Raw genomic sequence first — 26,032 nt, 5'->3', positions numbered from 1 at the left:
AGACATGGCGTGGGCGCTCGCACAGAGCGTTCGGCCGGGCGCGAGGCCGGCGTCGGTCCGTGTGTTCTGCCGGGGCCCTCGACCGGTGCTCGCCCGACGGGTCTGCCCGCCGGGTGCGCGTCCGGCCCGGGCCGACTGCGGTTGGGGTGCCCGGCAGGACTCGGCACGCGCGCGGGCATACGTCTGCCCCCCGGGTCGGCTTTGGACACCGGGAGGCAGAGACGGCGGATCAGCCGTTGCGCGGGCCCGGGAACGCCGTGGGCCTGACCTCTTCGCGGAGGGTGGGGCTCCCCGTCGGCTGAGTCGGCATGGAGCGGGCGGCGGGGACGGTCGGCACCGTGGGGATGCCGGTGTTGACGGCCACGGCACGGGTGCCCGCCGTCTCCGTGGGGATGCCGGTGTTGACGGCCACGGCGCGGGTGCCCGCCGTCTCCGTGGCGCGCTCCGCCTCCGCGGCGGCCTGGGCGGCGGCGCGGCGGGCACCGTAACGGCGGTGCACCGCCTGCTTGGTGACCCCGAGGGCCGAGCCCACCGCGTCCCACGAGAAACCGAGTGAGCGGTCGAAGTCCACGGCGGCCGTGACCAGGGTCTCGACGCTGTCCCGCAGCTCCTGCGCGAGACGGACGGTCGGGGCGGGGGCGCGCCCGTAGACGACGAAGCCCGTGGAGGGGCCGGAGCGGCGCGGACGGTAGACGTTGCCCAACTGGGCGGTGAGCGTGCGCAGTGCGTCCACCTGCCGGCGGACCCGCTCGATGTCGCGCACCAGCAAGTGCAGGCTGGCCCGAGCCTGGGCGTCGTGGGTTGCGTGGTCGGCCATGAACAAGCCTCTCGAACCGGCGTTGAAAAGGATCGGGCCGCGTATGCGGCCCTTGTGGTCAACTCTTTCTTGACCAACGCGTTTCCGGGTGAGTGGTCACGCTGCGGGCGCGTAAGGGCATATGCACGGGGCGCGTCTTGACGCGTACGCCCCCAGAAGGCGGATGGGGAGGCGCGCCGTTCGGCCCGCCTCCCGGGGGCGTACGCGCCCCGCGCGGATACTCCCGAGCCGTGGGCCCCCGTGCCGCATAGACTGGTGCGTTGCCCCGCACGACCTGGTTCGCCGGCTGTCGCGCGAGCCGATACGAACTCCCGCCCGAGAGGCCAGCCGCCACCCATGAAGCTCGTCTTCGCAGGTACCCCCGAGGTCGCCGTTCCCGCCCTGGACGCCCTGATCGCCTCCGGGCGCCACGAGGTGGCCGCCGTCGTCACGCGGCCCGACGCCCCGGCCGGACGGGGCCGCCGGCTCGTCGCGAGCCCGGTCGCCCAGCGCGCGGAGGAGGCCGGGATCGAGGTGCTGAAGCCGGCCAAGCCGCGCGACGAGGACTTCCTGGCCCGGCTGCGGGAGATCGCTCCGGACTGCTGCCCCGTCGTCGCCTACGGCGCGCTGCTGCCCCGGGTCGCGCTGGACGTCCCCGCGCACGGGTGGGTCAACCTGCACTTCTCGCTGCTGCCAGCCTGGCGCGGCGCGGCCCCCGTGCAGCACGCGATCATGGCGGGGGACGAGATCACCGGCGCCTCCACCTTCCTGATCGAGGAGGGCCTCGACTCGGGCCCGGTGTACGGCACCGTCACCGAGGAGATCCGGCACACGGACACCAGCGGGGACCTGCTCACACGGCTCGCCTTCGCCGGGGCGGGGCTGCTCTCCGCGACGATGGACGGCATCGAGGACGGCACCCTCAAGGCGGTGCCGCAGCCCGCCGACGGCGTCACCACGGCGCCGAAGATCACCGTCGAGCTCGCCCACGTCGACTGGTCCGCCCCGGCGCTCCGCGTCGACCGGCTGGTGCGCGGCTGCACGCCCGCGCCGGGCGCGTGGACCCTCTTCCGGGGTGAGCGGCTCAAGCTCATCCAGGTCGCCCCGCTCCCGGACCACACCGACCTCGCCCCGGGCGAGCTGGCCGTCGGCAAGAACAACGTGTACGCGGGGACCGGTTCGTACGCCGTGGAGCTGCTCTGGGTCCAGGCCCAGGGCAAGAAGCCGATGCGCGCCGCGGACTGGGCGCGCGGAGTGCGCATCCCCTCCGGGGAGCGGCTCGGCGTCTGATGACGACGTCCCCGCGGGCCGGGTGCGCGCACGCGCGCGCACCCGGCCCGCGGGGTCGGCCGTGCCCGTACGGACGTAGGCTGGACGGGTCGAACCATCCAGGATCCGGAGCACCTTTTTCGTGAGTGAGCAGTCCCGTCGGCCGCGCAAACCCGGCAAGCCCTACCGCCGTCCCCAGAAGGACCCGGTCCGCATGCTCGCCTTCGAAGCGCTGCGGGCCGTGGACGAGCGTGACGCGTACGCGAACCTCGTCCTGCCGCCGCTGCTGCGCAAGGCCCGGGAGAAGGGCGACTTCGACGGGCGGGACGCGGCGCTGGCCACCGAGCTGGTCTACGGAACGCTGCGCCGGCAGGGCACGTACGACGCCGTCATCGCGGCCTGCGTCGACCGGCCGCTGCGTGAGGTCGATCCGCCGGTGCTGGACGTGCTCAGCCTGGGCGTGCACCAGCTGCTCGGGACGCGGATCCCGACGCACGCCGCTGTCTCCTCCGCCGTCGAACTCGCCCGGGTCGTGCTCGGTGACGGGCGCGCCAAGTTCGTGAACGCCGTGCTGCGCAAGGTCGCGCAGCAGGATCTCGACGGCTGGCTGGAGCAGGTCGCACCGCCCTACGACGAGGACCCCGAGGACCATCTCGCCGTCGTGCACTCGCATCCGCGCTGGGTCGTCTCCGCGCTGTGGGACTCGCTCGGCGGCGGCCGTGCCGGAATCGAGGACCTGCTCGAAGCGGACAACGAACGGCCCGAGGTCACGCTCGTCGCCCGACCCGGCCGTCTCGGCGCCGACGAACTGCTCGACGCGCTCGGCGAGGAGTCCGCGCTCCCTGGCCGCTGGTCGCCCTACGCGGTCCGGCTCACCGAGGGCGGCGAGCCGGGCGCCATCGACGCCGTGCGGGAGGGGCGCGCGGGCGTCCAGGACGAGGGCAGCCAGCTGGTCGCGCTCGCCCTCGCGAACGCGCCGCTGGACGGGCCCGACCGGACCTGGCTGGACGGCTGCGCCGGCCCCGGTGGCAAGGCCGCCCTGCTGGCCGGGCTCGCCGCCGAACGCGGCGCGGTGCTGCTGGCCTCCGAGAAGCAGCCGCACCGCGCGGGTCTGGTGGCGAAGGCCCTCGCGGGAAACCCCGGGCCCTACCAGGTCATCGCCGCCGACGGCACCCGGCCGCCGTGGCGGCCCGGCACCTTCGACCGTGTGCTCATGGACGTCCCCTGCACGGGTCTGGGCGCGCTGCGCCGCCGTCCCGAGGCCCGCTGGCGGCGTCGCCCCGACGACCTCGACGGTTTCGCCCCCCTCCAGCGCGGGCTGCTGCGGACGGCGCTCGACTCGGTGCGGGTCGGCGGTGTCGTGGGATACGCGACCTGCTCGCCGCACCTCGCGGAGACCCGCGCGGTCGTCGACGACGTGCTCAAGCACTACGACGCCGGCTCCGCCGAACTGCTCGACGCCCGCCCGTTCCTGCCGGGCGTACCGGCCCTGGGCGACGGCCCCGACGTTCAGCTGTGGCCGCATCTGCACGGCACGGACGCGATGTACCTCGCCCTGATCCGCCGCACCGGGTGAACGCCACAGGACGCCGACGGCCGTTCACTGCGGGGGGCCGACGCCCGTTCACCGCGGGACGGTGACACCGGTTCACCGCGGGAGCCGGCTTTGGTCCACCGCTGGACGGTCGTTCCCGTCCGGCGCGGACGGTGGGGGCACCGCGTGACGGTGGCGTCGGATCCCGGCCCGGCGGGGACCCGGTCGTCGCCGCCACGGCGCCCGGGCGGCCCGGACGCCTCCCTCCGGGACGCTGCCGCGCGGCCTACTCCTGTCGCGCCGCCGGTTCCGGGGCCGCCGGGGAGTTCGGCTTCGTGCGGCCGGAACGCTCTTCGTGGGTGAGGCGGTGCGGCCACCACACCTTCTCTCCGGCGTCGAGGAACAGGGACGTCACCAGGACCGAGCGCACGACGAAGGTGTCCAGCAGCACGCCCAGCGCCACCGCGAAGCCGATCTCCGCGAAGGCGACCATCGGCAGGGTGCCGAGAGCGGCGAACGTGCCGGCCAGGACGAGACCGGCGGACGTGATGACGGCGCCGGTCGCGGCCAGGCCCGTCACCACACCCGTGCGGGTGCCCTCGCGGGCGGCCTCTTCGCGGATCCGGGTGGTCAGGAAGATGTTGTAGTCGATGCCCAGGGCCACCAGGAACACGAACACGAAGAGCGGGAAGTCGGTCTGCTCGCCCGCGTAGTCGAAGACGTGCCGGAAGAACAGCGCGCTCGCGCCGAGGGCCGCCGCGAAGGACAGCACGACGGTGCCGATCAGCAGCAGCGGGGCCACCAGGGCGCGCAGCAGGACCCCCAGGATCAGCAGCACGACCACCAGGACCGCCGGGATGACCAGGATGTTGTCGTGGGTGGTCGCCTCGGCCATGTCGAGGAGGGACGCGGTGCCGCCGCCGACCTCGGCATGGGCGCCGGGCACCGCGTGCACCGCGTCGCGCACCCGCTCGACGGTCCGTTTCGCGGCGTCGCCGTCCGCCGGGTCGGTCATCGTCGCCTCGAACAGCACCTTGCCGTCGTACGAGGGTTTCGTGCCCTCGGGCACGGCGATGCTGTCCGGCACCACGCCCTTGGTCCCGGCCACCGCTGCGCGCACCTGGTCCGCACGTGCCTGGTCGGAGATGACGACCAGGGGGTCGCCGCTGCCTGCCGGGAAGTACCGCGCGGAGACCTCCTGGCCGGTGATCGAGTCCGGTCTGCCGGTGAACGCGTCCGCGTTGCCGATCCCGCCGGCGCGGAGCTGGAGCAGACCGAGCGAGAGGACGGCGAGGGCGAGGGCGGTGGCGGCCCACACCACGCGCGGGCTGCGCGCGATGCGCCCGCCCATGCGGGCCCACACGCCGCTCACGGTCGGGTCGGCCGAGCCGAGATGAGGGATCACCGGCCAGAAGATCCAGCGGCCGAGGACGAGCAGCAGGGCCGGGAAGAGGGTGAGCATGGCGAGCAGGGCGATCGCCACGCCGATCGCGGCCACCGGACCGAGGCCGCGCGTCGAGTTCATCTCGGCGGCCAGGAGCACGAGCATGCTGAGGACGACCGTGGCGCCGGAGGCGAGCACGGCTGGGCCCGCGCGGTGCAGGGCGAGCGCCATCGCCTCGTGGCGGTCCTCGTGGCGGCGGAGTTCCTCGCGGTAGCGGGCGACCAGCAGCAGTGCGTAGTCGGTACCCGCGCCGAAGACGAGGACGGTGAGGATGCCCGCGCTCTGGCCGTTGACGGTCAGTCCCGCGTGTTTCGCGAGGAGGTAGATCAGCGCCTGGGCCGCGAAGAGCGCCGCGACCACACCGATCAGCGGTACGAAGATCAGGGTCGGGCTGCGGTACGTGAGCAGCAGCATCACGATCACGACGGCCATCGCGGAGAACAGCAGCGTCGAGTCGATGCCCTCGAAGGCCTTGGAGAAGTCGGCGGAGGTGCCTCCCGGGCCCGTGATGTGCACGCTGAGTCCGGCGCCGCTCCGGCCCACCCGGTCGCGCAGCGAGTCGACCGCGGGCGCGATCTCCTCCCAGCCCTTCTCGTCCATCGTGATCGGGACGAAGATCTGGGCGGCCTCGGGGGCGGTCGGCGTGTCGTAGACGGGACCGCGGGTCTCGGCGCCGCGTACGCCGTGGGCCGCGAGCGCCTTGATCTCCCGGACGTCATCGGTGATCCGCTGCCGGTCCCGGTCGGTGAGCCCGCCGTCGCGGGCGTAGACGACGACCGCGGGAATCTGCTCGGGCCTGAACCGGTCGGACGCGTCCAGGACTCGGGTGGACTCGGCGGAGCCGGGCAGCCAGGAGGCCGCGTCGTTGTCCTGCGCTTCGGTGAGCTTCGAGGCGAGCGGTGCCGCGACCACGAGCACCACGAGCCACAGTCCGACGATCAGCCACTTGCTTCGGCGACCGCACACGAAGCCGATGAGAGCCTGGCGCACACGGCGCCCCTGTCCGTCCGTCATGGCCACCCCCGTAGCCCTTTCTGGATCCGGTCGGCGGCCAGCATGGCATGACGGAGGGCCCCGCAACATCCGCCTGAGGGTCCAGGTACGGACCGGGGAGAGCAACCGGCCCGGGGCATGGCAGGCTTGGGGCATGGCCGTGCAGATCAACCCCAGCATCCTGTCCGCCGACTTCGCCCGCCTTGCCGAGGAGGCAAATGCGGTGGAAGGGGCGGACTGGCTCCATGTCGACGTCATGGACAACCATTTCGTACCGAACCTCACGCTCGGTGTGCCGGTCGTAGAGTCCCTGGCCCGTGCGACGGACACGCCTCTGGACTGTCATCTGATGATCGCGGACGCGGATCGGTGGGCACCGCAGTACGTCGAAGCGGGGGCGGGTTCCGTCACCTTCCACGCCGAGGCCGCCGCGGCCCCGGTGCGGCTGGCCCGGGAGATCCGCGCCAAGGGCGCCCGCGCCTCGATGGCGCTGAAGCCCGCGACCCCCATCGAGCCGTACGAGGATCTGCTGCCCGAGCTGGACATGCTGCTGATCATGACGGTCGAGCCGGGCTTCGGCGGCCAGGCCTTCCTCGACATCATGCTCCCGAAGATCCGTCGCACCCGTGAGCTGATCAGCAAGCACGGCCTCGAACTGTGGCTCCAGGTGGACGGCGGCGTGTCGGCTTCCACGATCGAGCGGTGTGCGGAGGCGGGGGCCGACGTGTTCGTCGCGGGCTCGGCGGTCTACGGGGCGGCGGACCCGGCGCAGGCGGTACGTGCATTGCGCACCCAGGCCCGGGAAGCCACGGCCCAGGCGGCATGGGCGTGCGACCACTGAGCCAAGGGAACGTGAACGGCGCCCATCCGGGCTGATCAAGTACGCCGGATCTGCAAGGATGAACGGCGAATCCAGAATGTGAACAGCAGTGAGGAGATCGCCGTGTCGGGTATGTCGGCGGGCCGGTCAGCCATGCGGATGGGACCCGCTGAGCTGGTGCAGGCGGCGGCCATGGCCCGCCGCTTCTACCTCGAGGGCAAATCCAAGATCCAGATCGCGGAGGAGTTCGGCGTCAGCCGCTTCAAGGTGGCCCGGGTCCTGGAGACCGCTCTCGAACGAGATCTCGTGAGGATCGAGATCCGTGTGCCCGCAGAGCTGGACGCGGAGCGCTCCGACGCGCTGCGCGCCCGCTACGGGCTGCGGCACGCCGTCGTCGTCGAGTCCCCTGCCGAGGCGGAGGAGTCGACCGACCCCGAGAACCTCGGCGAGGTCGCCGCCGACCTGCTCGGCGAGCTGGTCAACGAGGGCGACGTGCTGGGTCTGGCCTGGGGCCGCTCCACCATCCACATGGCGGCCGCGCTCGACCGGCTGCCGCCGTGCACCGTGGTGCAGCTGACGGGTGTGTACGACGCCGGGACCGCCGAGCGCGGTTCGGTGGAGGCCGTGCGCCGCGCGGCCCAGGTCTCGGGCGGGGACGCGCACCCCATCTACGCGCCGATGCTGTTGCCCGACGCGGCCACCGCGGCCGCGCTGCGCCACCAGACGGGGATCGCCCGCGCCTTCGAGTACTTCGACAAGGTCACGGTCGCGTGCGTCTCCATCGGTTCCTGGGAGCCCGGCATCTCCACGGTGCACGACATGCTCAGCGACGAGGAGCGCGCGCACTACGCGTCCCTCGGCGTCGCCGCCGAGATGTCCGCGCACCTCTTCGACGCGGAGGGGCGCCGGATCGGGCGCGATCTGGGCGAGCGCTGCATCACGGTCGAGGCCGACCGGCTGCGGCGCATCCCCGAGGTCGTCGCCATCGCGGGCGGGCAGCGCAAGGCCGCCGCGATCGACGCCGTGCTGCGTTCCGGGCTGGTCACCAGCCTGGTGACGGACACCTCCGCGGCGGACTACCTGATGACGGCCGGGCCGACGCCGCGTCCCGCGCTCAACCGGGCGGACCCGGACGGGCCCTGACAGCGCGCCCGTCCGGGGTGGCCGTGGCAGCATCGGCGACATGCTGCTGCGGTCCGTCCCCCGTGCGCTGTGCGGCCTCCTGCTGTGCCTCGCGGTTCTCCTGACGGGCTGCGCGTCGACGGACACGAACCCCTCGACGGGCACGACTGCGACGGACACGCGAGACTCCACCGGCACGCGGGCGTCCTCCGGCACGCCGGCACCGACGGGCGCGGGCAGGCCGACGGCGCCCCCCTCCTGGGCCGGCGACCTGCCCACCGTCGCCGAGTCCCGGCTCCCGGCCGAGGCCCGCCGGACCCTTGTACTCATCGACCGAGGCGGCCCTTTCCCGTACGCCAAGGACGGAGCCGTCTTCGGCAACTTCGAACGACTGCTTCCGCGGCACGAGCGCGGGTACTACCACGAGTACACGGTCCCGACCCCGGGCGAGCGGGACCGGGGCGCCCGACGGCTGGTCACCGGGCTGCACGGCGAGGTGTACTACACCGATGACCACTACGAGTCGTTCAGGGCGGTGCTGAGATGACCCGAGGCCCCCTCGCGGAGGTCTGCCACGCGGCCGGCTGGCAGGTCACCGTGCTCGACCTGACGGGGATCACCGACAAGGCGGGCTTCATGGCGCGCTGCGTGCGCGCACTCGACCTGCCGGACTGGTTCGGACGGAACTGGGACGCGCTCGCGGACGTCCTCGGCGACCCGGACTGGGGACCCGCGAGTCCGGGCAGACTGCTCGTGGTGACCGGCTGGCGGCGGTACGCGAAGGCGCGGCCCGACGAGTGGGAGGTCGCGCAGCAGGTGCTGGAGTCGGCCGCCGGGCACTACGAACGGTTCGACGCGGCACTCTCCGTCGTCCTCTCTCTCGGAGGATCCGACGAACTGCTCCCTGACCAGCCTGGATGATCTGTGCGGGCACCGCATACAGGGCGGCATGGGACAATGAAGTACGTGCTCTTCCCCCTGGCTGACCTGTCCGGGGGCCACCTCTGATCGACTGGGATGTGCAGCACGTGCGTTTCCTCAATGACATCCAGCCCCCTTACGACCTGACGTACGACGACGTCTTCATGGTGCCGAGCCGCTCCGCGGTCGGCTCGCGTCAGGCCGTGGACCTCACCTCTCCGGACGGCACGGGTACCACGATCCCGCTCGTCGTCGCCAACATGACGGCGATCGCGGGCCGCCGGATGGCCGAGACCGTCGCCCGCCGCGGCGGCCTCGTCGTCATCCCGCAGGACATCCCGATCGAGGTCGTCACCGAGGTCATCAGCTGGGTCAAGGGACGCCACCTGGTGCTCGACACCCCCATCGTCCTCGCGCCCCACCAGACCGTCGCCGACGCGCTGGCGCTGCTGCCCAAGCGTGCGCACGACGCGGGTGTCGTGGTGGACGAGGCCGGCCGCCCGGTCGGCGTGGTCACCGACGCCGACCTCACCGGCGTGGACCGGTTCACGCAGCTGTCCGAGGTCATGTCCCGGGACCTGCTGCTGCTCGACGCGGAGATCGAGCCGCGCGAGGCCTTCAACAGGCTCGACGCCGCCAACCGCCGCTACGCCCCCGCGGTGGACGGGGACGGCAGGCTCGCCGGCATCCTCACCCGCAAGGGCGCCCTGCGCGCCACGCTGTACACGCCGGCCACCGACGCGGGCGGCAGGCTGCGCATCGCCGCGGCCGTCGGCATCAACGGCGACGTCGCGGGCAAGGCCAAGCAGCTCCTCGACGCGGGCGTCGACACGCTCGTCATCGACACCGCGCACGGTCACCAGGAGTCGATGATCAGCGCGATCCGGACGGTGCGCGGGCTCGACCCGCAGGTGCCGATCGTCGCGGGCAACATCGTCGCCGCCGAGGGCGTGAAGGACCTCGTCGATGCGGGCGCGGACATCATCAAGGTCGGTGTCGGGCCGGGCGCCATGTGCACCACCCGCATGATGACCGGCGTCGGCCGGCCGCAGTTCTCCGCCGTCCTGGAGTGCGCCGCGGAGGCGAAGAAGTACGGCAAGCACGTGTGGGCCGACGGCGGTGTCCGGCACCCCCGCGACGTCGCCATGGCGCTGGCCGCCGGCGCGTCGAACGTGATGATCGGCTCCTGGTTCGCCGGGACGTTCGAGTCCCCGGGCGACCTCCAGCAGGACGCCGACGGCCGTCTCTACAAGGAGTCCTTCGGGATGGCGTCCGCCCGCGCCGTCCGGAACCGCACCAGCGACGAGTCGGCGTACGACCGGGCCCGCAAGGCGCTGTTCGAGGAGGGCATCTCCACCTCGCGCATGTTCCTCGACCCGGCTCGTCCGGGCGTCGAGGACCTGATCGACTCGGTCATCGCGGGTGTCCGCTCCTCCTGCACCTACGCCGGTGCCAACTCCCTGGACGAGTTCGCCCAGAAGGCCGTCGTCGGTATCCAGAGCGCGGCCGGCTACGCCGAGGGCAAGCCGCTGCACGCCAGCTGGAGCTGACGGGCGCACCCGCCGTACGGCCCCTTTCCCCGCTGCGGGGGGAGAGGGGCCGTACGCATGTTCTGCCCCGGACGGGCGGGCGGGTGCCGGGGGACGACCGGGCGGGTGAAGGGCGCACCGGCGGCCGTCAGGTTCGCTTGACGTCAAGCTCGCTTGACGTGACTCTGGAGACATGACGACGCCACAGAGCATCGAACCGCGGCACACCCTGCTGACCGCCGTGGCCCGCCTCGACGACCTGCGGGCGCGGGATTCGCTGGCCGGGGCGGGGAGCGACGCCGAGTCCCTCGACCGGGCCGAGCTCCTCGAGCTCCTCGCGCTGAGCGAGGTGGTCGCCCGCAAGGCGGCCCACGGCCGTCAGCTCACCGTCCGCGCCGCCCGCGAGAGCGGCGCCTCCTGGTCGCAGATCGGCGCGGCTCTGGGCACCAGCAAGCAGGCCGCCTGGGAGGCCCATACGCGCTGGATCGACGCGCAGGCGGCGGCCTACGGGCAGCCCGGACACATGGGCTTCGACGCCGAAGACACGGCACGGGCGCGCGCGTTGGCCGGGGATCCGGACGAGAGCTGAGACAGGCGGCGGGCTCGGCCGTCGGCACGCCGTCACCGCCCCGGGGCGTGGACACGGTGCCCGGTCGGCTGTGCGCCGCTGAGGCCCGCCGGCCGGGCGCACGGGTCGCCTGCCGGCTGCCCACGCCTGGTGGCGAGGAGGGGCGGGCCGGTGGGGCGGGTGCGCGGCTCGCGGTTGTCGGGGTAAAGGGCCACCCGAAGACCGGCGTGCCCCGCGCGAACACGGTGATCGTCTCGCTCTTCCGCGGCGTCCTCGCCGCCTGCATCCCGCTCGGCCGGCGGGCCGACGCCACCAGGGTCGGCACGCTCTTCGCCTTCGCGCTGGTCAATGTCGCCGTGGTGGTGCTGCGCCGGACCCGCCCGGACATGCGGCGCACCTTCCGGGTGCCGCCGTCGCCCGTGCTGCCCGCGATCGGCTTCGCGCCGTGCGTGTGGACGATGGGCAGCCTCTCGGCCGTCACCTGGGTGGTCTTCGGAGTCTGGATAGCCGTCGGGCTCGTGTTCTACTTCAGTTACGGCTGTCGCCGCTCCCATATCGCCACCGTAGAAAAGTGAACCACCCGCAGTGCTGAACGATCTCGACGAACGCATCGTGCACGCCCTCGCCGAGGACGCCCGCCGCTCCTACGCCGACATCGGGCAACTCGTCGGCCTCTCCGCGCCCGCCGTGAAGCGGCGCGTGGACCGGCTGCGCGCGACCGGCGCCATCACCGGATTCACCGTACGGGTGGACCCGGCGGCGCTCGGCTGGGAGACCGAGGGGTTCGTCGAGATCTACTGCCGGCGCAACACCTCACCGGAGACGATCCAGCGAGGGCTGGAGCGCTATCAGGAGGTCGTGGCCGCCTCCACCGTCACCGGGGAGGCGGACGCGGTCGTGCAGGTCTTCGCCTCCGACATGCGGCACTTCGAGCGGGTCCTCGAGCGGATCGCCGGGGAGCCGTTCGTCGAGCGCACGAAGTCGGTGCTGGTGCTGTCGCCGCTGCTGCGTCGGTTCTCCTCAGGGTCGCCCACGTAGTCGGCAGGCCTGCAAGTGACCTTGTGCGCCCACGGGGTGGGGAGGCGGGTCGTGCGCGGGTGCGGGGTCTGTGGGGGCCGGTCGCGTCGTTCCTGGTGTCCCTTCGGGGGGTGCTGCGGGGCGGTTCGGTGCGGGTGGGCGGGGGCTTGGCGGGCCGTTCCTCGCGCCCCTAGCGGGGCTGTTTTGCCGTCTTCCTCGCCAGGGCGTTGTTTCCCGTCGAGTTGTGCACGCTGAAGCTCACGGCGTCCGAGCGGTAGCGGTCGTCGGACCACTCCACCGGGCGCCCTTCGCGTGTCGTGGTGACCCGGCGGACCCGCAGCAGCGGGCTGGTGCGGCGCACGCCGAGCAGCTCGGAGTCCTGGGCGCCCGCCGCGACCGCGTCGATGACGTGCTCGCCGTAGGCGAAGACCACGCCGGTGTCCTCGAAGAGCCGCTGGGTGACGGACGGGCAGTCCGGTTCGATGGCCTCGACGGCGGGGGAGACCCAGTCCGCGTACACCGTCCGCTCCAGCAGCACCGGCTCGCTGTCCAGGCCGCGGACCCGCAGCACGTGCAACACCCTTGTCCCCTCGCGGAGTTGAAGGCGTACGGCGTCCTCCGTCGTCGCCGGGTGGTACTCCTGCGCCACCACGTGCCCGGTCGCCTCACGCCCCATCGCGCGCGCCCACTGGGCGAAACTGCGCAGCTCGGCGAAACTCTGGCTGCGCCGGCTGGCCAGGACCACGCGCCGGGCGCCCTGCCGTGAGCCTATGAGCCCCTCGGCGGTCAGCGCCGCCACCGCCTGGCGGACCGTGCCGCGCGACACTCCGTACTGGGCCGCGAGGTCCGTCTCCGCGGGCAGCAGACTGCCCACCGTGTACTCCTCGCGGTCGATCGCCCGCCGCAGTTCGTCGGCGATCTCCTCGTGTCGCGCCGCCATGCTTCCCCTCGGATCCGGCTGCTGTGCACAGCGTGATCAGCCTAATCGAGATCGGGACGAGTTCGGGCATGCCCGGGATTGTGCAGAGAATCAGGGCTCACGGTTTCGCCGGAGTTTACGGACAGGACACCACTGGCGGGCCTACTGAGGCCAACTTGTTCATACAAGTTCTCCGCTTCACCACACCCTCGTGCGTACTCCTGGAGAGACCGTGACCGTGTTCCTGCCGAGGACCGCCCTCCTCACCGGCGGCCTCGCCGTCGCCGCCGCACTCGCCCTGAGCGCCTGCGGCGCCGCCCCCGACGACAAGGCGACCACCGCCGACGGCAGGAGCGCGGCCACCGCGACCTCCGCCGCGGACCTCGGCGGCCTCGACGCCCTCGTCCGGGCCGCCAAGAAGGAGGGCACACTGCACGCGATAGCGCTGCCCCGCGACTGGGCGAACTACGGCGCCCTCATCGACGGCTTCAAGAAGAAGTACGGCATCCGGGTCGAGGTCGAGAACCCGGACGGCTCCAGCCAGGACGAGATCAACGCCGTCACGTCCCGCAAGGGCCAGGACCGCGCTCCCGACGTCCTCGACCTCGGCAGCTCCTTCGCGTTGAGCGCCGCCCAGCAGGGGCTGCTCGCCCCCTACAAGGTAGCCGGGTTCGGTGACATCCCCGCGGGCCAGAAGGACGCGGAGGGCCGCTGGTACAACGACTACGGCGGCTACATCTCCATCGGCTGCGACGCCAAGAAGGTCAAGGAGTGCCCGACGACCTTCAAGGACCTCCTCAAGCCGCAGTACAAGGGCAAGGTCGCGCTCAACGGCAATCCCACCAAGTCCGGTTCGGCCTTCGGCGGCGTCTACGCGGCCTCGCTCGCGAACGGCGGCTCCTTCGACGACATCCAGCCCGGCCTGGACTTCTTCGCCGAGCTGAAGAAGAACGGCAACTACACGCCCGTCGAGTCGACGCCGGCCACCGTCGAGAAGGGCGAGACGCCGATCAGCATCGACTGGGACTACCTGAACGCCGGTTACGCCGAAGAATTCAAGTCCAAGGGCGTCGACTGGAAGGTCGCCGTCCCGTCGGACGGCCAGTTCTCCCAGTACTACTCGCAGGCCGTCAACAAGGGCGCCCCGCACCCCGCGGCCGCGCGCCTGTGGCAGGAGTACCTGTACAGCGCCGAAGGCCAGAACCTCTGGCTCAAGGGGTACGCCCGCCCGGCCCTGATGACCGCCATGGACAAGGCCGGCACGCTCGACAAGACCGCCGCCGGCAAGCTGCCCGCCGTCTCCGGCACGCCGAGCTTCCCCAGCGAGGCCCAGCAGAGCAAGGCCAAGACGGTCCTCGCCCAGGGCTGGGGCAAGGCCGTCTCCGGATGACCGCCGTCCTCACCGAGGCCGACACGGCGCCCGCCGCTGCAGGCAAGCAGCAGCGGCGGCGCCGCGCCTCCGGCCGGCTCGCCGTCGTCCCGCTGCTCGTCTTCGTCGCGATCGCGTTCGGCATCCCGGCCCTGGCCATGCTGAACGGCGCCTTCACCGTCAAGGACCAGGCCACCGGCGCCACGTCGTACACCACGGCCAACCTGACCGCCTCGCTCCAGGGTGCCTATCTGACCGCGCTGGTCGGCAGCGTCAAGCTGTCGGCCGTCTCCGCGGCCATCGCGACCGTCCTCGGACTGCCGCTCGCCCAGGCGGTGGTGACCTCCCGCTCGCGTGCCCTGCGCGAGGCCGTGCTCACCGCGTCCGGCGTCCTCGCCAACTTCGGCGGTGTCCCGCTGGCCTTCGCCTTCGTCGCCACCCTCGGCAACTCCGGTGTGCTCACCCGGCACCTGGGCCTGACCGGCAAGGGCTGGAACCTGTACAGCTTCTGGGGCCTGGTCGTCGTCTACCTGTACTTCCTCGTCCCGCTCATGGTGCTCACCATCACGCCCGCCCTCGACGGACTGCGCTCCCAGTGGCGCGAGGCCGCGCAGAACAACGGCGCGAGCGCATCCCAGTACTGGCGGCACGTGGCCCTGCCCGTCCTCGCGCCCTCACTCCTCGGCGGCCTGGTGCTGCTGTTCGGCAGCGCCTTCGCCGCGTACGCGACCGCCGCGGCCATGGTGGGCAGCGCGGTACCGCTGGTCACCCTCCAGATCGCCGACGCCATCTCCGGCAACGTCCTGGTCGGCCAGGAGAACGTGGCGCTGGCCCTCAGCCTCGACATGGTCCTCGTCGCCGGACTGGTCATGGCCGTGTACCTGCCCCTGCAACGACGGAGCGCGCGATGGCTCGCCTGAACCTGTGGCGCCGGGCCGCCCTGGCCCTCGCCGGGCTGTATTTCCTGGTGCCCCTGACGGCGTCCGTGATCTTCACGGTGGACGTGCCCGGCCGGGGTGTCACCCTCGACGCGTACAGCGAGATCGTCTCCACCGACGGTTTCGCCTCCAGCCTGCTGCTCTCGCTGGAACTGGCCGCCGCCACCATCGCCGTCGTCCTGCTGCTCATGGTGCCCGCCATGGTCGCCCTGCGGCTCGGCGCACCCCGGCTGCGGCCGGTCGTGGAGGTGGTCTGCTCGCTGCCGCTGGTCGTCCCGCCGATCGCGTTCGTCGCCGGGATCTCCACCGTGCTCAAGTGGGGTCCCGAACACCTCTCCCGCACCCCGCTGTTCCAGACGTTCGTGGCCCTCCAGAACCCCGACTTCCCGTTCGTGCTCGTCCTCGCGTACGTCGTGATGGCACTGCCGTTCGTGCACCGTGCCCTGGACGCGGGGCTGCGTGCCGTCGACGTACGCACCCTCGTCGAGGCCGCCCGCAGCTGCGGCGCCGGCTGGCCGCAGGCGTTGGCCCGGGTGGTCCTGCCCAATCTGCGCGGGGCCCTGCTGAACGCCTCCTTCCTCACACTGGCCCTCGTCCTCGGCGAGTTCACGGTCGCCCAGCTGCTCGGCTTCCAGCCGTTCGCCGTGTGGATCTACAGCGTCGGAGGTTCGCAGGCCCAGCTGTCCGTCGCCGTCTCCGTGCTCAGCCTCCTCGTCACCTGGGCACTGCTCCTCACGCTCGCCGTCCTCGGCGGGCGCTCCCGTACCGCAACCGCTTCGGCAGACCGGGGATGAACCAATGACCGTCGCCACGCTCGAAAAGGCCGCCACCGTCGAATTCCGGTCCCTACGACGAGAGTTCGGTCCGACCGTCGCCCTCGACGGGCTCGACCTGACGGTGCGGCCGGGTGAACTCCTCGCCCTCCTCGGCCCGTCCGGCTGCGGCAAGACCACGGCACTGCGCATGCTGGCCGGGTTCGAACACCCCGACTCGGGCGAGGTGCTGGTCGACGGCGAGGACGTCACGGGAGTCCCGGCGCACCGCCGTGACGCCGGGATGGTCTTCCAGTCCTACAGCCTCTTCCCGCACCTGAGCGCCCTCGACAACGTGGCCTTCGGGCTGCGCATGCGCAAGGTGCGTACCGCCGAACGGCGCTCCCGCGCGGCCGAGTTGCTCGACCTCGTGGGACTGGCCGACAAGGGCGAACGCTTCCCTCACCAGCTCTCCGGCGGACAGCAGCAGCGGGTCGCCCTCGCCCGGGCGCTCGCGCTGCGGCCCCGTGTCCTGCTGCTGGACGAGCCGCTCTCCGCGCTGGACGCCAAGGTGCGGCTCACCCTCCGCGAGGAGATCCGCCGCCTCCAGCAGGAACTCGGCATCACCACCGTGTTCGTGACACACGATCAGGAGGAGGCGCTCTCCATGGCGGACCGGGTCGCGGTCATGCGCGCCGGGCGGCTCGAACAGTGCGCCGCACCCGCCGAGCTGTACGGGCGCCCGGCCACCGCCTTCGTCGCCGAGTTCGTGGGCACGATGAGCCGGATCCGCGGGCAGCTGGACGGCGGGACCGTCGAGGTCCTCGGCCTGCGGCTGCCGGTGGACGGCGACGCCCCGGCCGCACGGGAGGTCGACGTGCTCGTACGGCCCGAGGTGGTCCGGGTCCGGGCCGACGACGGTGGTGCCGCTCAGGTCGTGGCCACCGCTTTCCTCGGCGCGGCCACCCGCGTCACCGTGCGGCTCGCCGACGGGACCGAGGTCAAGGCCGACCTGCCCGCGCACGAGGCCGCGGCACTCGGCCCGGGCGGCGCGGTCACGGTGAGCCTGCCCGACAGGCCCGTCCTGGTCGCCGAGCGCTCCGCCTGAACAGCGCGGGGCGCGCGCCGGGGAGCCTCAGCGACCCGTCCCACGCGGACGCCCGCACGCGTCCCGCACGCGTCCCACCCACCGACGCCCCCATCGACGAAAGAGAGCCCCGTGACCCACCGCACCACCCCGCGGCCCACCCTCCAGGCCGTCCTGTTCGACATGGACGGCACGCTCGTGGACACCGAGCGGCTGTGGTGGGAGGCGGTGGAGCGGGTGGCCGACGGGCTCGGGCACGGGCTGGCCGGCGCCGACCAGCCCGAGGTGCTCGGACGGCCTGTCGAGCACACCGCCGCATGGCTCGGCCGGATCACCGGAGCCCCGGTGCGGGAGATCGCCGAGGAACTGCACGGGGAGTTCGCGCACCGAGTGCGCACCGGCATCGTGACCCGTCCGGGGGCGACACGGCTGCTGGACGCCCTGGCCCGTGACGGCGTGCCGACCGCCCTGGTCACCGCGTCGCCCCGGGCCGTGGCCGACATGGTCCTCAGGGCTCTCGGGGCCGATCGCTTCGCCGTCTCGGTCACCGCCGACGACACCGAACGCACCAAGCCGGCCCCCGACCCCTACCTCGCCGCCTGCCGAGCCCTCGGCGTCGAGCCCGCCGCCTGCGTCGCCGTGGAGGACACTCCGACCGGGGTCACCTCCGCCGAGGCGGCCGGCTGCGCCGTGCTCGCCGTGCCCTCCCTCGCGCCGATCGCCCCCGCAGCCGGACGCACCGTCCTCGCCAGCCTGGAGGAGGTGACCCCGCACGGACTGCGGGCGATGGTCGCGCCGCGCGAGCTGCGATCGACGACGCGGCCGACGGCGCCGTTCCGGTGGTGCTGACCGGCGACTTCAACGCGCCCTCGCATCTGGACCGGCAGGACGTGAAGTGGCCCGTGACGAGGGCCGCCGAGGAGGCCGGCCTGCGCGACTCGTACCGCGAGGCCCACCCCGATCCGGCGCGGGAACCGGGCCACACCTGGTCGCCGGTCCACGTGCTGCACGAGGACGGCAGCGGGCGGCCCGAACCCCAGGACCGCATCGACTTCGTCCTGCACCGCGGTCTGCGCGTGCTCGGCTCGCGCACGGTCGTCATCGGCTCCCCGCGATGCTGGCCGGACGTCGCGGGCACCGACCGTCCGTCGGATCACGCCGCGGTCGTCACGACCTTCGCGCTGCCCTGCGCCGCCGGTCCGGGCACGGCAGGGCCGGCCGGGTCGACGGCGGGTGGGTGAGCCGGGAGCCGGCGCGGACAGCCATTGCGCTCCGAGTGCGCCATCCCCTAGGTTGATCCGCGCACTCGCTACCAGCGAGTAACACCGATGGGTAACGAACCGTCGCCCGGCCACCCGACCGTCCTGCCGTCCTGGGGAGTCCATGCGCTGGCCCTTCGGCCGTCCCTCCACGGTCCGTACCCGCATCGTGGCGCTCGCGCTCGCCCCGGTCGTCGCCCTGATGGCGCTGTGGAGCTTCGCCATGGTCTCCGTGACCGGCGAACTCCGCGCGCTCGTCCGGGTCCAGGGGGTGTACGAGTCCTTCGGCACCCCGGTCGACACGGCGATCGGGCAGATCCAGATCGAGCGCCGGCTCGCCGCCGCGTACCTGGGCGCGGAGCCCCGCACGGCCGCGGCCCTCGACCTGATGGAGCAGCAGCGCCGGACCGACCGTGCCGTGGCGGCCATGCGCGAGGCGATCCGGGGCGGCGACCGGGGCGCGCTCTCCGACCGGCAGCGCCAGGTCCTCGACACCGTGCTCGACTCCGTGGAAGGCATCGACGGCCTGCGGCAGCGCGTGCTGTCCCGTGACATCTCCTGGGACCGGGCCGTCGCCGAGTACAGCGCCCTCGTGGAACCGGGCTTCGACGTCCAGTCGGCGCTCACCGCGCTGCAGGCCGGACAACTGGCGCGCGAGGCCCAGGTCGTGATCGAGCTGGTGCGGGTACGGGAGTTCGTGTCGCGCGAGGACGCCCTCGTCGCCGGGGCGCGGGCCGCAGGATCGCTCACCGACCCGCAGTACGACACGCTCACCGCGACCATCGAGGACCGCCGCGTCTTCGAGCGGACCTATGTGCCCGACCTCCCCGCCGACTCGCGCGCACTCTTCGAGGGGTTCCAGAGGGCAGACGTGCACCGGGAGCTGACCCGGGCCGAGGACTTCCTGCTGCGGGCCGGCGCGCAGCGCGCCGGGGAGGCCGTCGCGGCCGGCTCATGGCGCACCACGACCGACCGCGCCGTCGAACGCTACATGCAGTTGTGCACCCGGGCGGCCGTCAACTCCGCCGAGCGCGGGCGGGCGTTCGCCTACCGGGAGCTGGCCAAGGCCGCGATCGTCGGCGCGCTCGGCCTCGCCGCGGTGGGACTGTCCCTGTGGTTCGCCGTGCGCGGCGCCCGCCGCATCTCGCGCCGCCTGGAGGCGCTGCGGGACGCCGCCGACCGCCTGACGGCCCGCCAACTCCCGGATGTGATGCGGCGATTGAGTGCGGGCGAGGAGGTGGACGCCGCCGCCGAGGCACCGCCCCTGGCCGACGGTGAGGCGGGAGCCGACGAGATCGGCCAGGTCGGCCGGTCCTTCAACACGGCGCGCCTCGCCGCCGTGGAGGCCGCCGTCCGCCAGGCCACCCTGCGCCGCGGACTGTTCGCCGTGCTCCTCAACATCGCGCGCCGCAACCAGGCGCTCGTCCACCGGCAGCTCAAACTCGTCGACACGCTGGAGCGGCGCACCGACGACCCGGACGTGCTGGACGACCTGTTCCGGATCGACCACCTCACCACGCGCATGCGCCGCCACGCGGAGAGCCTGATCATCCTCTCCGGCGCGGCACCCGGCCGCCGATGGCGAGCGCCCGTGCCCGTCGCCGATGTGGTGTCCTCCGCGGTGAGCGAGATCGAGGAGTACGCGCGCGTGGTGGTCCCGCCGATGCCGGACACGGGCATCGCCGCGGACGCCGTCGCCGACGTCGTCCACCTCGTCGCAGAACTCGTCGAGAACGCCACGGTGTTCTCGCCGCCGCACACCCAGGTCACCCTGCGCACGAGCCGGGCCGGCGGCGGCTTCGTCCTGGAGATCGACGACCGGGGCCTCGGCCTCGACCCCGAACAGATGGAGGAGGCCCACCGCACCCTCACCACGCCGGACGACTTCGATCCGACCCGGCACGACCGGCTCGGGCTGTACGTGGTGGGGCGGCTCGCCGCACGGCACGGCATCGAGGTCACGCTGTGCCGCTCGCCCTACGGAGGTACCACGGCGGTGGTACTGCTGCCCCGGGCGGTCCTCGCCTCGGTGGAGGCCGAACGGCCGCCACCGGACCGACCCGAGCTGGTACGAGGGGAGCTCGCACGGCCGACGACGGCACCCGAGGGCCGGGCGACCGAGCGCCCGGCGGCCGGGTCGGGCCGGCCGACCGGGACAACGGACCTGGTCCCGGACCGCCGGGCACTGCCCTCCCGGACCCGGACGGCGGTCCTGCCCCAGCAACGGACAGGTGAGCCGGGCGAGGCGACGGACACCGGGCCGGAGGCCGGGCAGGACAGGGTCCGCGAGCGGGAGCGGTGGCCGGGCGGCGGCCGGGAGCGGGAGCCCGGCCGGGACGGAGCCCGGGAGAACCCCTCACGGGACGGAGCCCGGGAGCGGGAGCCCGGCCGGGACGGAGCCCGGGAGAACCCCTCACGGGACGGAGCCCGTGAGCGGGAGCCCGGCCGGGACGGAGCCGGTGAGCGGGAGCAGTGGCGCGGCGCGGGTCGGGAGCCCGAGTGGCGTCGGGGCTCCGGTCGTGAACCGGACCGGCGGCAGGAGGCCGGACATGGGCCAAAAGCCGTTGCGGCTGAGGGCGCTCCCCCCCTGCCGACCCGCGTGCGCCAGGCCTCCCTCGCCGCCGGGCTGCGCACCGAGGAGCCGGCCTCCGACGAGGCACCGGAACGCGAGGTCACGCCCGAGGAGATGCGCGCGGTCTTCGGCGCCTTCCAGCGCGGCCTCGACCGGGGCCGCAGGGGCCTGCCCACGGACCCCGGATCCGCGCCGCGAACCGACACCGAGGAAGGGACGGACGCCGACGATGCGCCATGACCAGACCACCGAAGGGCCCGTCGAGGTCTCCGGGCCCCCGGACGCAGCCGCCGAACCGCCCGGAGCGGACCTCGGCTGGCTGCTCGACGACCTCGTGGCCAGGACCGACCACGTCCGCCAGGCCGTCCTGCTGACCGCCGACGGCCTTCCGCTGAGCCGCTCGGACGGCATGCGGCGCACGGACATCGAGCATCTCGCCGCCGTCTGCGCCGGCTTCCACAGCCTCGCCCGCTCGGCCGGGGAGCGCTTCACCGCGGGGGAGGTGCGCCAGACCATGGTGATGCTCGACGACGCGTATCTCTTCATCACCCCGGCCGGGGACGGCACCCGGCTCGCCGTGCTGAGCGACGTGCACACCGATGTGGGACAGCTCGCCCACGAGATGGCGCTGCTCGTCCGCCGCGTCGGCCGGCACATGGCCGCAGCCGTACGCTCGGCCGCCGAACCCGCGGGTCCCTGAGCCCGCCGTGTCCGACGACCACTGGTACGAGGACGAGACCGGGTCGATGGTGCGGCCGTACACGATGACGCGGGGGCGGACCCGGCCCTCGGACCGGCACGCGATCGATCTGATGTCGCGGGTCACCGCCCTGGACACGGACGCGGGGCTCCCGGGTGTGGACCACGCCCGGGCCGCCCTGCTGGAGCTCGTGCGCCGCGGCCCCCGGCCCGTGGTCGAGCTCGCCGCGGACGCCGACCTGCCGCTGACCGTCGTACGCGTCCTGCTCGACGACCTGGCCGAGGCCGGTCTGGTACGCGTCGACGGCCCGCCGCGGCACGCCCCGGGCGGACCGGTTGCCGACCCGAAGCTGCTGCGCGAGATCGTCGAACGCCTGCGCGAGCTCTGAGGGCCCGACGTGCGCGGTGCCGTGAGGGCTGGCCCGGCCACCAGGGCCGACGTCATCCGCACGTCGGCGCCGGTCCCGGCCCGACCCCCGGCCCGGTGCAGGCCCCGCCGCGGATCAGGCCCGGCGGCAGCCGATGGGCCGGACATCGGCGTCGGGCCCGGAGTGCGGGCTGTCAGGGCGAGGCCGCGAGACGCCGGCCGGTCACACGCCTATGACCTGCGTCTCAAGGGCAACAGAGCCCCTTCGGGGGCGCGCAACGAATCACCGCAGAGGGCCATGGGCACGCAACGATTCGTCCACTGCCGCGCAACGGGTCCTTCTTGTCCGGCCGAGCCCGCCGACCGTACCGTCTATCTGGCCCCCGAACCCCTCCGTACCGGTGAGGAACACGCATGCGCACAGCCCTGCTCCAGAGCTCCGGCCGCCCCGGCTCGGTCGTCGAGAACCTCAAGGTGCTCGACGAGGCCGCGGGCCGTGCCGCCGAAGCGGGCGCCGGGCTGCTGGCCACGCCGGAGATGTTCCTCACCGGGTACGCGATCGGCGACGACATCGCCCGCCTCGCCGAGCCCGCGGACGGCGAGTCCGCCGACGCGATCGCCGAGATCGCCGCCCGGCACGGCGTGGCCGTCGCCTACGGCTACCCGGAGCGCGACGGCGAGCGGGTCTTCAACTCCGCGCAGCTGATCTCCGCCGACGGCACCCGCCTCGCGAACTACCGCAAGACGCATCTCTTCGGCTGCTTCGAGCGCGACCACTTCACGACCGGCGAGCAGGCCGTCGTACAGGCCGAGCTCGGCGGACTGCGCGTCGGCCTGATGATCTGCTACGACGTCGAGTTCCCGGAGAACGTGCGCGCGCACGCGCTGGCCGGCACCGACCTGCTGATAGTCCCGACCGCGCAGATGCATCCGTTCCAGTTCGTCGCCGAGTCCGTCGTCCCGGTGCGCGCCTTCGAGAACCAGATGTACGTCGCGTACGTCAACCGCACCGGTCCCGAGGGCGAGTTCGAGTTCGTCGGGCTCTCCACACTGGCCGGGCCCGACGGGATCGCCCGCACCCGGGCCGGCCGTGGCGAGGAACTGGTCCTCGCCGACGCCGACCCCGTCCTGCTCGCGGACTCGCGCGAGACGAACCCGTACCTGAAGGACCGCCGCCCCGGCCTCTACGGGTCCTTGATCTGACACCCCACCGCCCCGGCGTCCCGCACCCCCCTCACCGGCCCGCCCCGCCTGCTTTTCCCGCAAGGAGTCCGTACCTCATGACGTCCACGGTGCCCAACGCCGTCCAGCACGCCGACGTGCAGCAGCCGCCGATCACCATGTTCGGCCCGGACTTCCCCTACGCGTACGACGACTTCCTCGCGCACCCCGCGGGGCTCGGCCAGATACCCGCGACCGAGCACGGCACCGAGGTCGCGATCATCGGCGGTGGTCTCTCCGGCATCGTGGCCGCCTACGAGTTGATGAAGATGGGTCTCAAGCCCGTCGTGTACGAGGCCGACCAGATCGGGGGCCGGCTGCGCACCGTGGGCTTCGACGGCTGCGACCCGTCGCTGACCGCGGAGATGGGCGCGATGCGCTTCCCGCCCTCCTCCACCGCACTCCAGCACTACATCGACCTGGTGGGCCTCGAGACCCGGCCGTTCCCCAACCCGCTGGCCGAGTCGACGCCTTCCACGGTCGTCGACCTCAAGGGCGAGTCGCACTACGCCGAGACGATCGACGACCTGCCGCAGGTCTACCGCGACGTCGCCGAGGCCTGGAACAAGTGCCTCGAAGAGGGCGCCGACTTCTCCGACATGAACCAGGCCATGCGGGAGCGCGACGTGCCGCGCATCCGCGAGATCTGGGCGAAGCTCGTCGAGAAGCTCGACAACCAGACCTTCTACGGCTTCCTCTGCGACTCCGAGTCCTTCAAGTCCTTCCGGCACCGGGAGATCTTCGGCCAGGTCGGCTTCGGTACGGGCGGTTGGGACACCGACTTCCCGAACTCCATCCTGGAGATTCTGCGCGTCGTCTACACCGAGGCCGACGACCACCACCGCGGCATCGTCGGTGGCTCGCAGCAGCTGCCGCTGCGCCTGTGGGAGCGCGAGCCGGAGAAGATCGTCCACTGGGCGTACGGCACCTCGCTGGCGAGCCTGCACGAGAACGGCGAGCCGCGCCCGGCCGTGACCCGGCTGCACCGCACCGCGGGCAACGGGATCACCGTGACCGACGCGGACGGCGACATCCGCACCTTCAAGGCCGCCGTGTTCACCGCGCAGTCCTGGATGCTGCTCTCCAAGATCGCCTGCGACGACTCGCTCTTCCCGATCGACCACTGGACGGCGATCGAGCGGACCCACTACATGGAGTCCTCGAAGCTCTTCGTGCCGGTCGACCGGCCGTTCTGGCTCGACAAGGCCGTCGACGACAGGGGAAACCCGACGGGCCGGGACGTCATGTCGATGACGCTCACCGACCGTATGACCCGCGGGACCTACCTCCTCGATGACGGCCCGGACAAGCCCGCCGTCATCTGCCTCTCGTACACGTGGTGCGACGACAGCCTGAAGTGGTTGCCGCTGTCCGCGAACGAGCGCATGGAGGTCATGCTGAAGTCGCTCGGCGAGATCTACCCGAAGGTCGACATCCGGAAGCACGTCATCGGCAACCCGGTGACCGTGTCCTGGGAGAACGAGCCCTACTTCATGGGGGCGTTCAAGGCCAACCTGCCCGGCCACTACCGCTACCAGCGGCGCCTGTTCACCCACTTCATGCAGGACGGTCTGCCCGAGGACAAGCGCGGCATCTTCCTGGCCGGAGACGACATCTCCTGGACGGCCGGCTGGGCCGAGGGCGCCGTGCAGACCGCGCTGAACGCGGTGTGGGGCGTCATGCACCAGCTGGGCGGCGAGACCGACGCGACCAACCCCGGTCCCGGCGACGTCTACGACGAGATCGCGCCGGTGGAACTGCCCGAGGACTGATGCACGTCCGGCGCGGGCGGGCCGGCCTGATCCCGTCCGCCCGTGCCGGAGTCAGAGCCGGATCCCGTCCGCCCGCGGCGACGTCAGATTCCGGCCGCACGCGCCGCGGTGTACACCTCGGCGGCCACGTCCTTGAGCTCCTCGGCGTCCCGCACCGAGCTCTGGAGGTCGAGGAAGACCTCGTCGAAGCCGAGCTCCGCGTGCGCCGCCAGATCCTCCACGATCTGGTCGACGCTGCCCTGGAAGGGGCGGCGGTGCTCGCCCTCGTACGCCTTCGCCGAGTACCGGGCGTTGGTGCGCAGCACCGTCTCGATCGGCCGGGTGCGACCGCGCTGGGCGGCCAGGTCCTGCAACTGACGCCACTGTTCGGTCAGTTGTCCGACGCCCAGCCCCACGGGCATCCAGCCGTCCGCCACGTCGACGAGGCGGCGCCGGGCCTTGGGGGAGCCCGCTGCCAGCAGGATCGGGATGGGACGGGCGGGCTTGGGGCCGACCGCGGCCGACGCGATCTTGGTGACCTTGCCGTCGTAGACCACCGGGTCCGGGCCCCACACGGCGCGGCACACGGCGATGAGCTCGTCGAGGGCCTGGCCGCGCTCGGCGAAGGGCCGTACGGACGCCGCCGCGTACTCGTCGTGCGACCAGCCCGTGCCCAGGCCCGCGACGACCCGTCCGCCGCTCGCCGCGTCGAGCGTGGCGAGGGACTTGGCGAGCTGGAACGGCACGTGCAGCGGGGCGATCAGCACGCTGGTGCCGAGCCGGGCGCGCTCGGTGGCGGCGGCCGCAAGGGTCAGTGAGACGAGGGGTTCGGCGACCCCGCGGTACGACTCGGGCCAGGGCAGCCCCTCGATGCCGTACAGCCCCTGGGTCGGGGGATCCGGGAACAGGGCCCGCTCGAAGACCCACAGGCTGCCGTACCCGATCCGCTCGGCCGTGCGAGCGACGTCGGGCACGTCCCGCCCGAGGTCGTACTGCTTCATCTGGGGGAGACCGAGGCCGAGCCGAGTCGCCATTCCTTTTGCTCCTTCGCATCCAGGTGTGCCCGTCGGTCAACGTACAGCGAT

General features: G+C 72.7%; 22 protein-coding genes and 2 pseudogenes. 20 read left to right on the top strand and 4 right to left on the bottom strand.

The genetic code is table 11. The features are described from left to right. Nucleotides 1–229: 229 nt before the first annotated feature. A complete protein-coding gene (locus H305_RS0129730) occupies nucleotides 230–817 on the bottom strand; it encodes a hypothetical protein (RefSeq protein WP_028803678.1) in 588 nt (195 codons plus the stop codon). A 336-nt stretch (nucleotides 818–1,153) separates the two neighbouring features. Here H305_RS0129730 and fmt point away from each other — a divergent pair, with 336 nt between their 5' ends. Further along, a complete protein-coding gene (gene fmt, locus H305_RS0129725; RefSeq protein WP_028803677.1) occupies nucleotides 1,154–2,086 on the top strand; it encodes a methionyl-tRNA formyltransferase in 933 nt (310 codons plus the stop codon). A gap of 121 nt (nucleotides 2,087–2,207) precedes the next feature. Next, nucleotides 2,208–3,641 carry an RsmB/NOP family class I SAM-dependent RNA methyltransferase gene (locus H305_RS0129720; RefSeq protein WP_028803676.1) on the top strand — a complete coding sequence of 478 codons (1,434 nt, stop codon included), beginning with the start codon at nucleotides 2,208–2,210 and terminating at the stop codon, nucleotides 3,639–3,641. 244 nt (nucleotides 3,642–3,885) lie between these two features. Here the strand turns inward: H305_RS0129720 and H305_RS47310 are convergent, their stop codons facing one another. Then, nucleotides 3,886–6,057, bottom strand: coding sequence for an MMPL family transporter (locus H305_RS47310; protein ID WP_051371060.1), 2,172 nt, complete (start codon nucleotides 6,055–6,057; stop codon nucleotides 3,886–3,888). A gap of 133 nt (nucleotides 6,058–6,190) precedes the next feature. Here H305_RS47310 and rpe point away from each other — a divergent pair, with 133 nt between their 5' ends. The 8 genes and pseudogenes from rpe to H305_RS0129675 all read left to right on the top strand — a co-directional run bounded on the left by rpe (nucleotide 6,191) and on the right by H305_RS0129675 (nucleotide 12,034). Next, complete coding sequence (rpe, locus tag H305_RS0129710) at nucleotides 6,191–6,877, top strand: ribulose-phosphate 3-epimerase (protein WP_028803675.1); 687 nt, start codon at nucleotides 6,191–6,193, stop codon at nucleotides 6,875–6,877. 78 nt (nucleotides 6,878–6,955) lie between these two features. Continuing rightward, nucleotides 6,956–7,999: a sugar-binding transcriptional regulator gene (locus H305_RS0129705; RefSeq protein ID WP_028803674.1), complete on the top strand. Its 1,044-nt coding sequence runs from the start codon at nucleotides 6,956–6,958 to the stop codon at nucleotides 7,997–7,999. A 40-nt stretch (nucleotides 8,000–8,039) separates the two neighbouring features. Further along, nucleotides 8,040–8,525 carry a ribonuclease domain-containing protein gene (locus H305_RS0129700; RefSeq protein WP_028803673.1) on the top strand — a complete coding sequence of 162 codons (486 nt, stop codon included), beginning with the start codon at nucleotides 8,040–8,042 and terminating at the stop codon, nucleotides 8,523–8,525. Further along, complete coding sequence (locus tag H305_RS0129695; RefSeq protein ID WP_028803672.1) at nucleotides 8,522–8,899, top strand: barstar family protein; 378 nt, start codon at nucleotides 8,522–8,524, stop codon at nucleotides 8,897–8,899. The genes H305_RS0129700 and H305_RS0129695 overlap by 4 nt, the downstream gene beginning before the upstream one ends. Nucleotides 8,900–9,006: 107 nt before the next feature. Continuing rightward, nucleotides 9,007–10,449, top strand: a complete 1,443-nt coding sequence (locus H305_RS0129690; protein WP_028803671.1) for a GuaB1 family IMP dehydrogenase-related protein — start codon at nucleotides 9,007–9,009, stop codon at nucleotides 10,447–10,449. Nucleotides 10,450–10,621: 172 nt separating this feature from the next. After that, a complete protein-coding gene (locus H305_RS0129685; RefSeq protein WP_028803670.1) occupies nucleotides 10,622–11,017 on the top strand; it encodes a hypothetical protein in 396 nt (131 codons plus the stop codon). Between the two features lie 185 nt (nucleotides 11,018–11,202). Further along, nucleotides 11,203–11,571: pseudogene (locus tag H305_RS0129680) on the top strand (amino acid permease C-terminal domain-containing protein); the annotation flags it as partial. Nucleotides 11,572–11,581: 10 nt separating this feature from the next. Beyond that, complete coding sequence (locus H305_RS0129675) at nucleotides 11,582–12,034, top strand: Lrp/AsnC family transcriptional regulator (RefSeq protein WP_015661832.1); 453 nt, start codon at nucleotides 11,582–11,584, stop codon at nucleotides 12,032–12,034. Between the two features lie 169 nt (nucleotides 12,035–12,203). Here H305_RS0129675 and H305_RS0129670 read toward each other — a convergent pair whose 3' ends face one another. Next, complete coding sequence (locus H305_RS0129670) at nucleotides 12,204–12,953, bottom strand: GntR family transcriptional regulator (RefSeq protein WP_028803668.1); 750 nt, start codon at nucleotides 12,951–12,953, stop codon at nucleotides 12,204–12,206. A 211-nt stretch (nucleotides 12,954–13,164) separates the two neighbouring features. Here H305_RS0129670 and H305_RS0129665 point away from each other — a divergent pair, with 211 nt between their 5' ends. The 10 genes and pseudogenes from H305_RS0129665 (at nucleotide 13,165) to H305_RS0129620 (ending at nucleotide 24,968) form a co-directional block, all read left to right on the top strand. Continuing rightward, nucleotides 13,165–14,322: an ABC transporter substrate-binding protein gene (locus tag H305_RS0129665; RefSeq protein ID WP_028803667.1), complete on the top strand. Its 1,158-nt coding sequence runs from the start codon at nucleotides 13,165–13,167 to the stop codon at nucleotides 14,320–14,322. Continuing rightward, the gene (locus H305_RS0129660) at nucleotides 14,319–15,221 is read left to right on the top strand and encodes an ABC transporter permease (RefSeq protein WP_028803666.1); all 903 of its coding nucleotides are present in this window, start codon (nucleotides 14,319–14,321) and stop codon (nucleotides 15,219–15,221) included. Before H305_RS0129665 ends, H305_RS0129660 begins: the two co-directional genes overlap by 4 nt. Continuing rightward, on the top strand, nucleotides 15,209–16,033 hold the full coding sequence (locus H305_RS0129655) for an ABC transporter permease (protein ID WP_028803665.1): 825 nt from the start codon (nucleotides 15,209–15,211) through the stop codon (nucleotides 16,031–16,033). The genes H305_RS0129660 and H305_RS0129655 overlap by 13 nt, the downstream gene beginning before the upstream one ends. A gap of 4 nt (nucleotides 16,034–16,037) precedes the next feature. After that, entirely contained in the window at nucleotides 16,038–17,099 is a 1,062-nt protein-coding gene (locus tag H305_RS0129650; RefSeq protein ID WP_028803664.1) for an ABC transporter ATP-binding protein, read from the top strand. 162 nt (nucleotides 17,100–17,261) lie between these two features. Continuing rightward, a pseudogene (locus tag H305_RS47305) lies at nucleotides 17,262–18,319 on the top strand (HAD-IA family hydrolase). 142 nt (nucleotides 18,320–18,461) lie between these two features. Beyond that, nucleotides 18,462–21,149, top strand: coding sequence for a nitrate- and nitrite sensing domain-containing protein (locus tag H305_RS47300; protein WP_051371047.1), 2,688 nt, complete (start codon nucleotides 18,462–18,464; stop codon nucleotides 21,147–21,149). Then, nucleotides 21,139–21,609 carry a roadblock/LC7 domain-containing protein gene (locus H305_RS47295; protein WP_078629292.1) on the top strand — a complete coding sequence of 157 codons (471 nt, stop codon included), beginning with the start codon at nucleotides 21,139–21,141 and terminating at the stop codon, nucleotides 21,607–21,609. Before H305_RS47300 ends, H305_RS47295 begins: the two co-directional genes overlap by 11 nt. Nucleotides 21,610–21,616: 7 nt before the next feature. Further along, the gene (locus tag H305_RS0129630) at nucleotides 21,617–21,997 is read left to right on the top strand and encodes a DUF742 domain-containing protein (protein WP_028803663.1); all 381 of its coding nucleotides are present in this window, start codon (nucleotides 21,617–21,619) and stop codon (nucleotides 21,995–21,997) included. Between the two features lie 392 nt (nucleotides 21,998–22,389). Continuing rightward, the gene (locus tag H305_RS0129625) at nucleotides 22,390–23,178 is read left to right on the top strand and encodes a carbon-nitrogen hydrolase family protein (RefSeq protein WP_028803662.1); all 789 of its coding nucleotides are present in this window, start codon (nucleotides 22,390–22,392) and stop codon (nucleotides 23,176–23,178) included. 77 nt (nucleotides 23,179–23,255) lie between these two features. Continuing rightward, entirely contained in the window at nucleotides 23,256–24,968 is a 1,713-nt protein-coding gene (locus H305_RS0129620) for a flavin monoamine oxidase family protein (RefSeq protein WP_028803661.1), read from the top strand. 83 nt (nucleotides 24,969–25,051) lie between these two features. Here the strand turns inward: H305_RS0129620 and H305_RS0129615 are convergent, their stop codons facing one another. Then, a complete protein-coding gene (locus tag H305_RS0129615) occupies nucleotides 25,052–25,981 on the bottom strand; it encodes an LLM class F420-dependent oxidoreductase (protein WP_028803660.1) in 930 nt (309 codons plus the stop codon). Nucleotides 25,982–26,032: the final 51 nt, after the last annotated feature.

The organism is Streptomyces sp. 142MFCol3.1, from assembly GCF_000424945.1.
GTDB lineage: Bacteria > Actinomycetota > Actinomycetes > Streptomycetales > Streptomycetaceae > Streptomyces > Streptomyces siamensis.
Note: the sequence above shows the minus strand (reverse complement) of the source record. Positions and strands in the feature narration are given on the sequence as shown.

Excerpts from the sequence above, each read along its gene's own strand:
- H305_RS0129620 (WP_028803661.1), top strand. The coding sequence starts at position 23,256 with ATGACGTCCACGGTGCCCAACGCCGTCCAGCACGCCGACGTGCAGCAG.
- H305_RS47295 (WP_078629292.1), top strand. The coding sequence starts at position 21,139 with ATGCGCCATGACCAGACCACCGAAGGGCCCGTCGAGGTCTCCGGGCCC.
- H305_RS47310 (WP_051371060.1), bottom strand. The coding sequence starts at position 6,057 with ATGACGGACGGACAGGGGCGCCGTGTGCGCCAGGCTCTCATCGGCTTC.
- H305_RS0129730 (WP_028803678.1), bottom strand. The coding sequence starts at position 817 with ATGGCCGACCACGCAACCCACGACGCCCAGGCTCGGGCCAGCCTGCAC.
- H305_RS0129655 (WP_028803665.1), top strand. The coding sequence starts at position 15,209 with ATGGCTCGCCTGAACCTGTGGCGCCGGGCCGCCCTGGCCCTCGCCGGG.
- H305_RS47300 (WP_051371047.1), top strand. The coding sequence starts at position 18,462 with ATGCGCTGGCCCTTCGGCCGTCCCTCCACGGTCCGTACCCGCATCGTG.
- H305_RS0129625 (WP_028803662.1), top strand. The coding sequence starts at position 22,390 with ATGCGCACAGCCCTGCTCCAGAGCTCCGGCCGCCCCGGCTCGGTCGTC.
- rpe (WP_028803675.1), top strand. The coding sequence starts at position 6,191 with ATGGCCGTGCAGATCAACCCCAGCATCCTGTCCGCCGACTTCGCCCGC.
- H305_RS0129670 (WP_028803668.1), bottom strand. The coding sequence starts at position 12,953 with ATGGCGGCGCGACACGAGGAGATCGCCGACGAACTGCGGCGGGCGATC.
- H305_RS0129695 (WP_028803672.1), top strand. The coding sequence starts at position 8,522 with ATGACCCGAGGCCCCCTCGCGGAGGTCTGCCACGCGGCCGGCTGGCAG.
- H305_RS0129700 (WP_028803673.1), top strand. The coding sequence starts at position 8,040 with ATGCTGCTGCGGTCCGTCCCCCGTGCGCTGTGCGGCCTCCTGCTGTGC.
- H305_RS0129660 (WP_028803666.1), top strand. The coding sequence starts at position 14,319 with ATGACCGCCGTCCTCACCGAGGCCGACACGGCGCCCGCCGCTGCAGGC.
- fmt (WP_028803677.1), top strand. The coding sequence starts at position 1,154 with ATGAAGCTCGTCTTCGCAGGTACCCCCGAGGTCGCCGTTCCCGCCCTG.
- H305_RS0129615 (WP_028803660.1), bottom strand. The coding sequence starts at position 25,981 with ATGGCGACTCGGCTCGGCCTCGGTCTCCCCCAGATGAAGCAGTACGAC.
- H305_RS0129685 (WP_028803670.1), top strand. The coding sequence starts at position 10,622 with ATGACGACGCCACAGAGCATCGAACCGCGGCACACCCTGCTGACCGCC.
- H305_RS0129650 (WP_028803664.1), top strand. The coding sequence starts at position 16,038 with ATGACCGTCGCCACGCTCGAAAAGGCCGCCACCGTCGAATTCCGGTCC.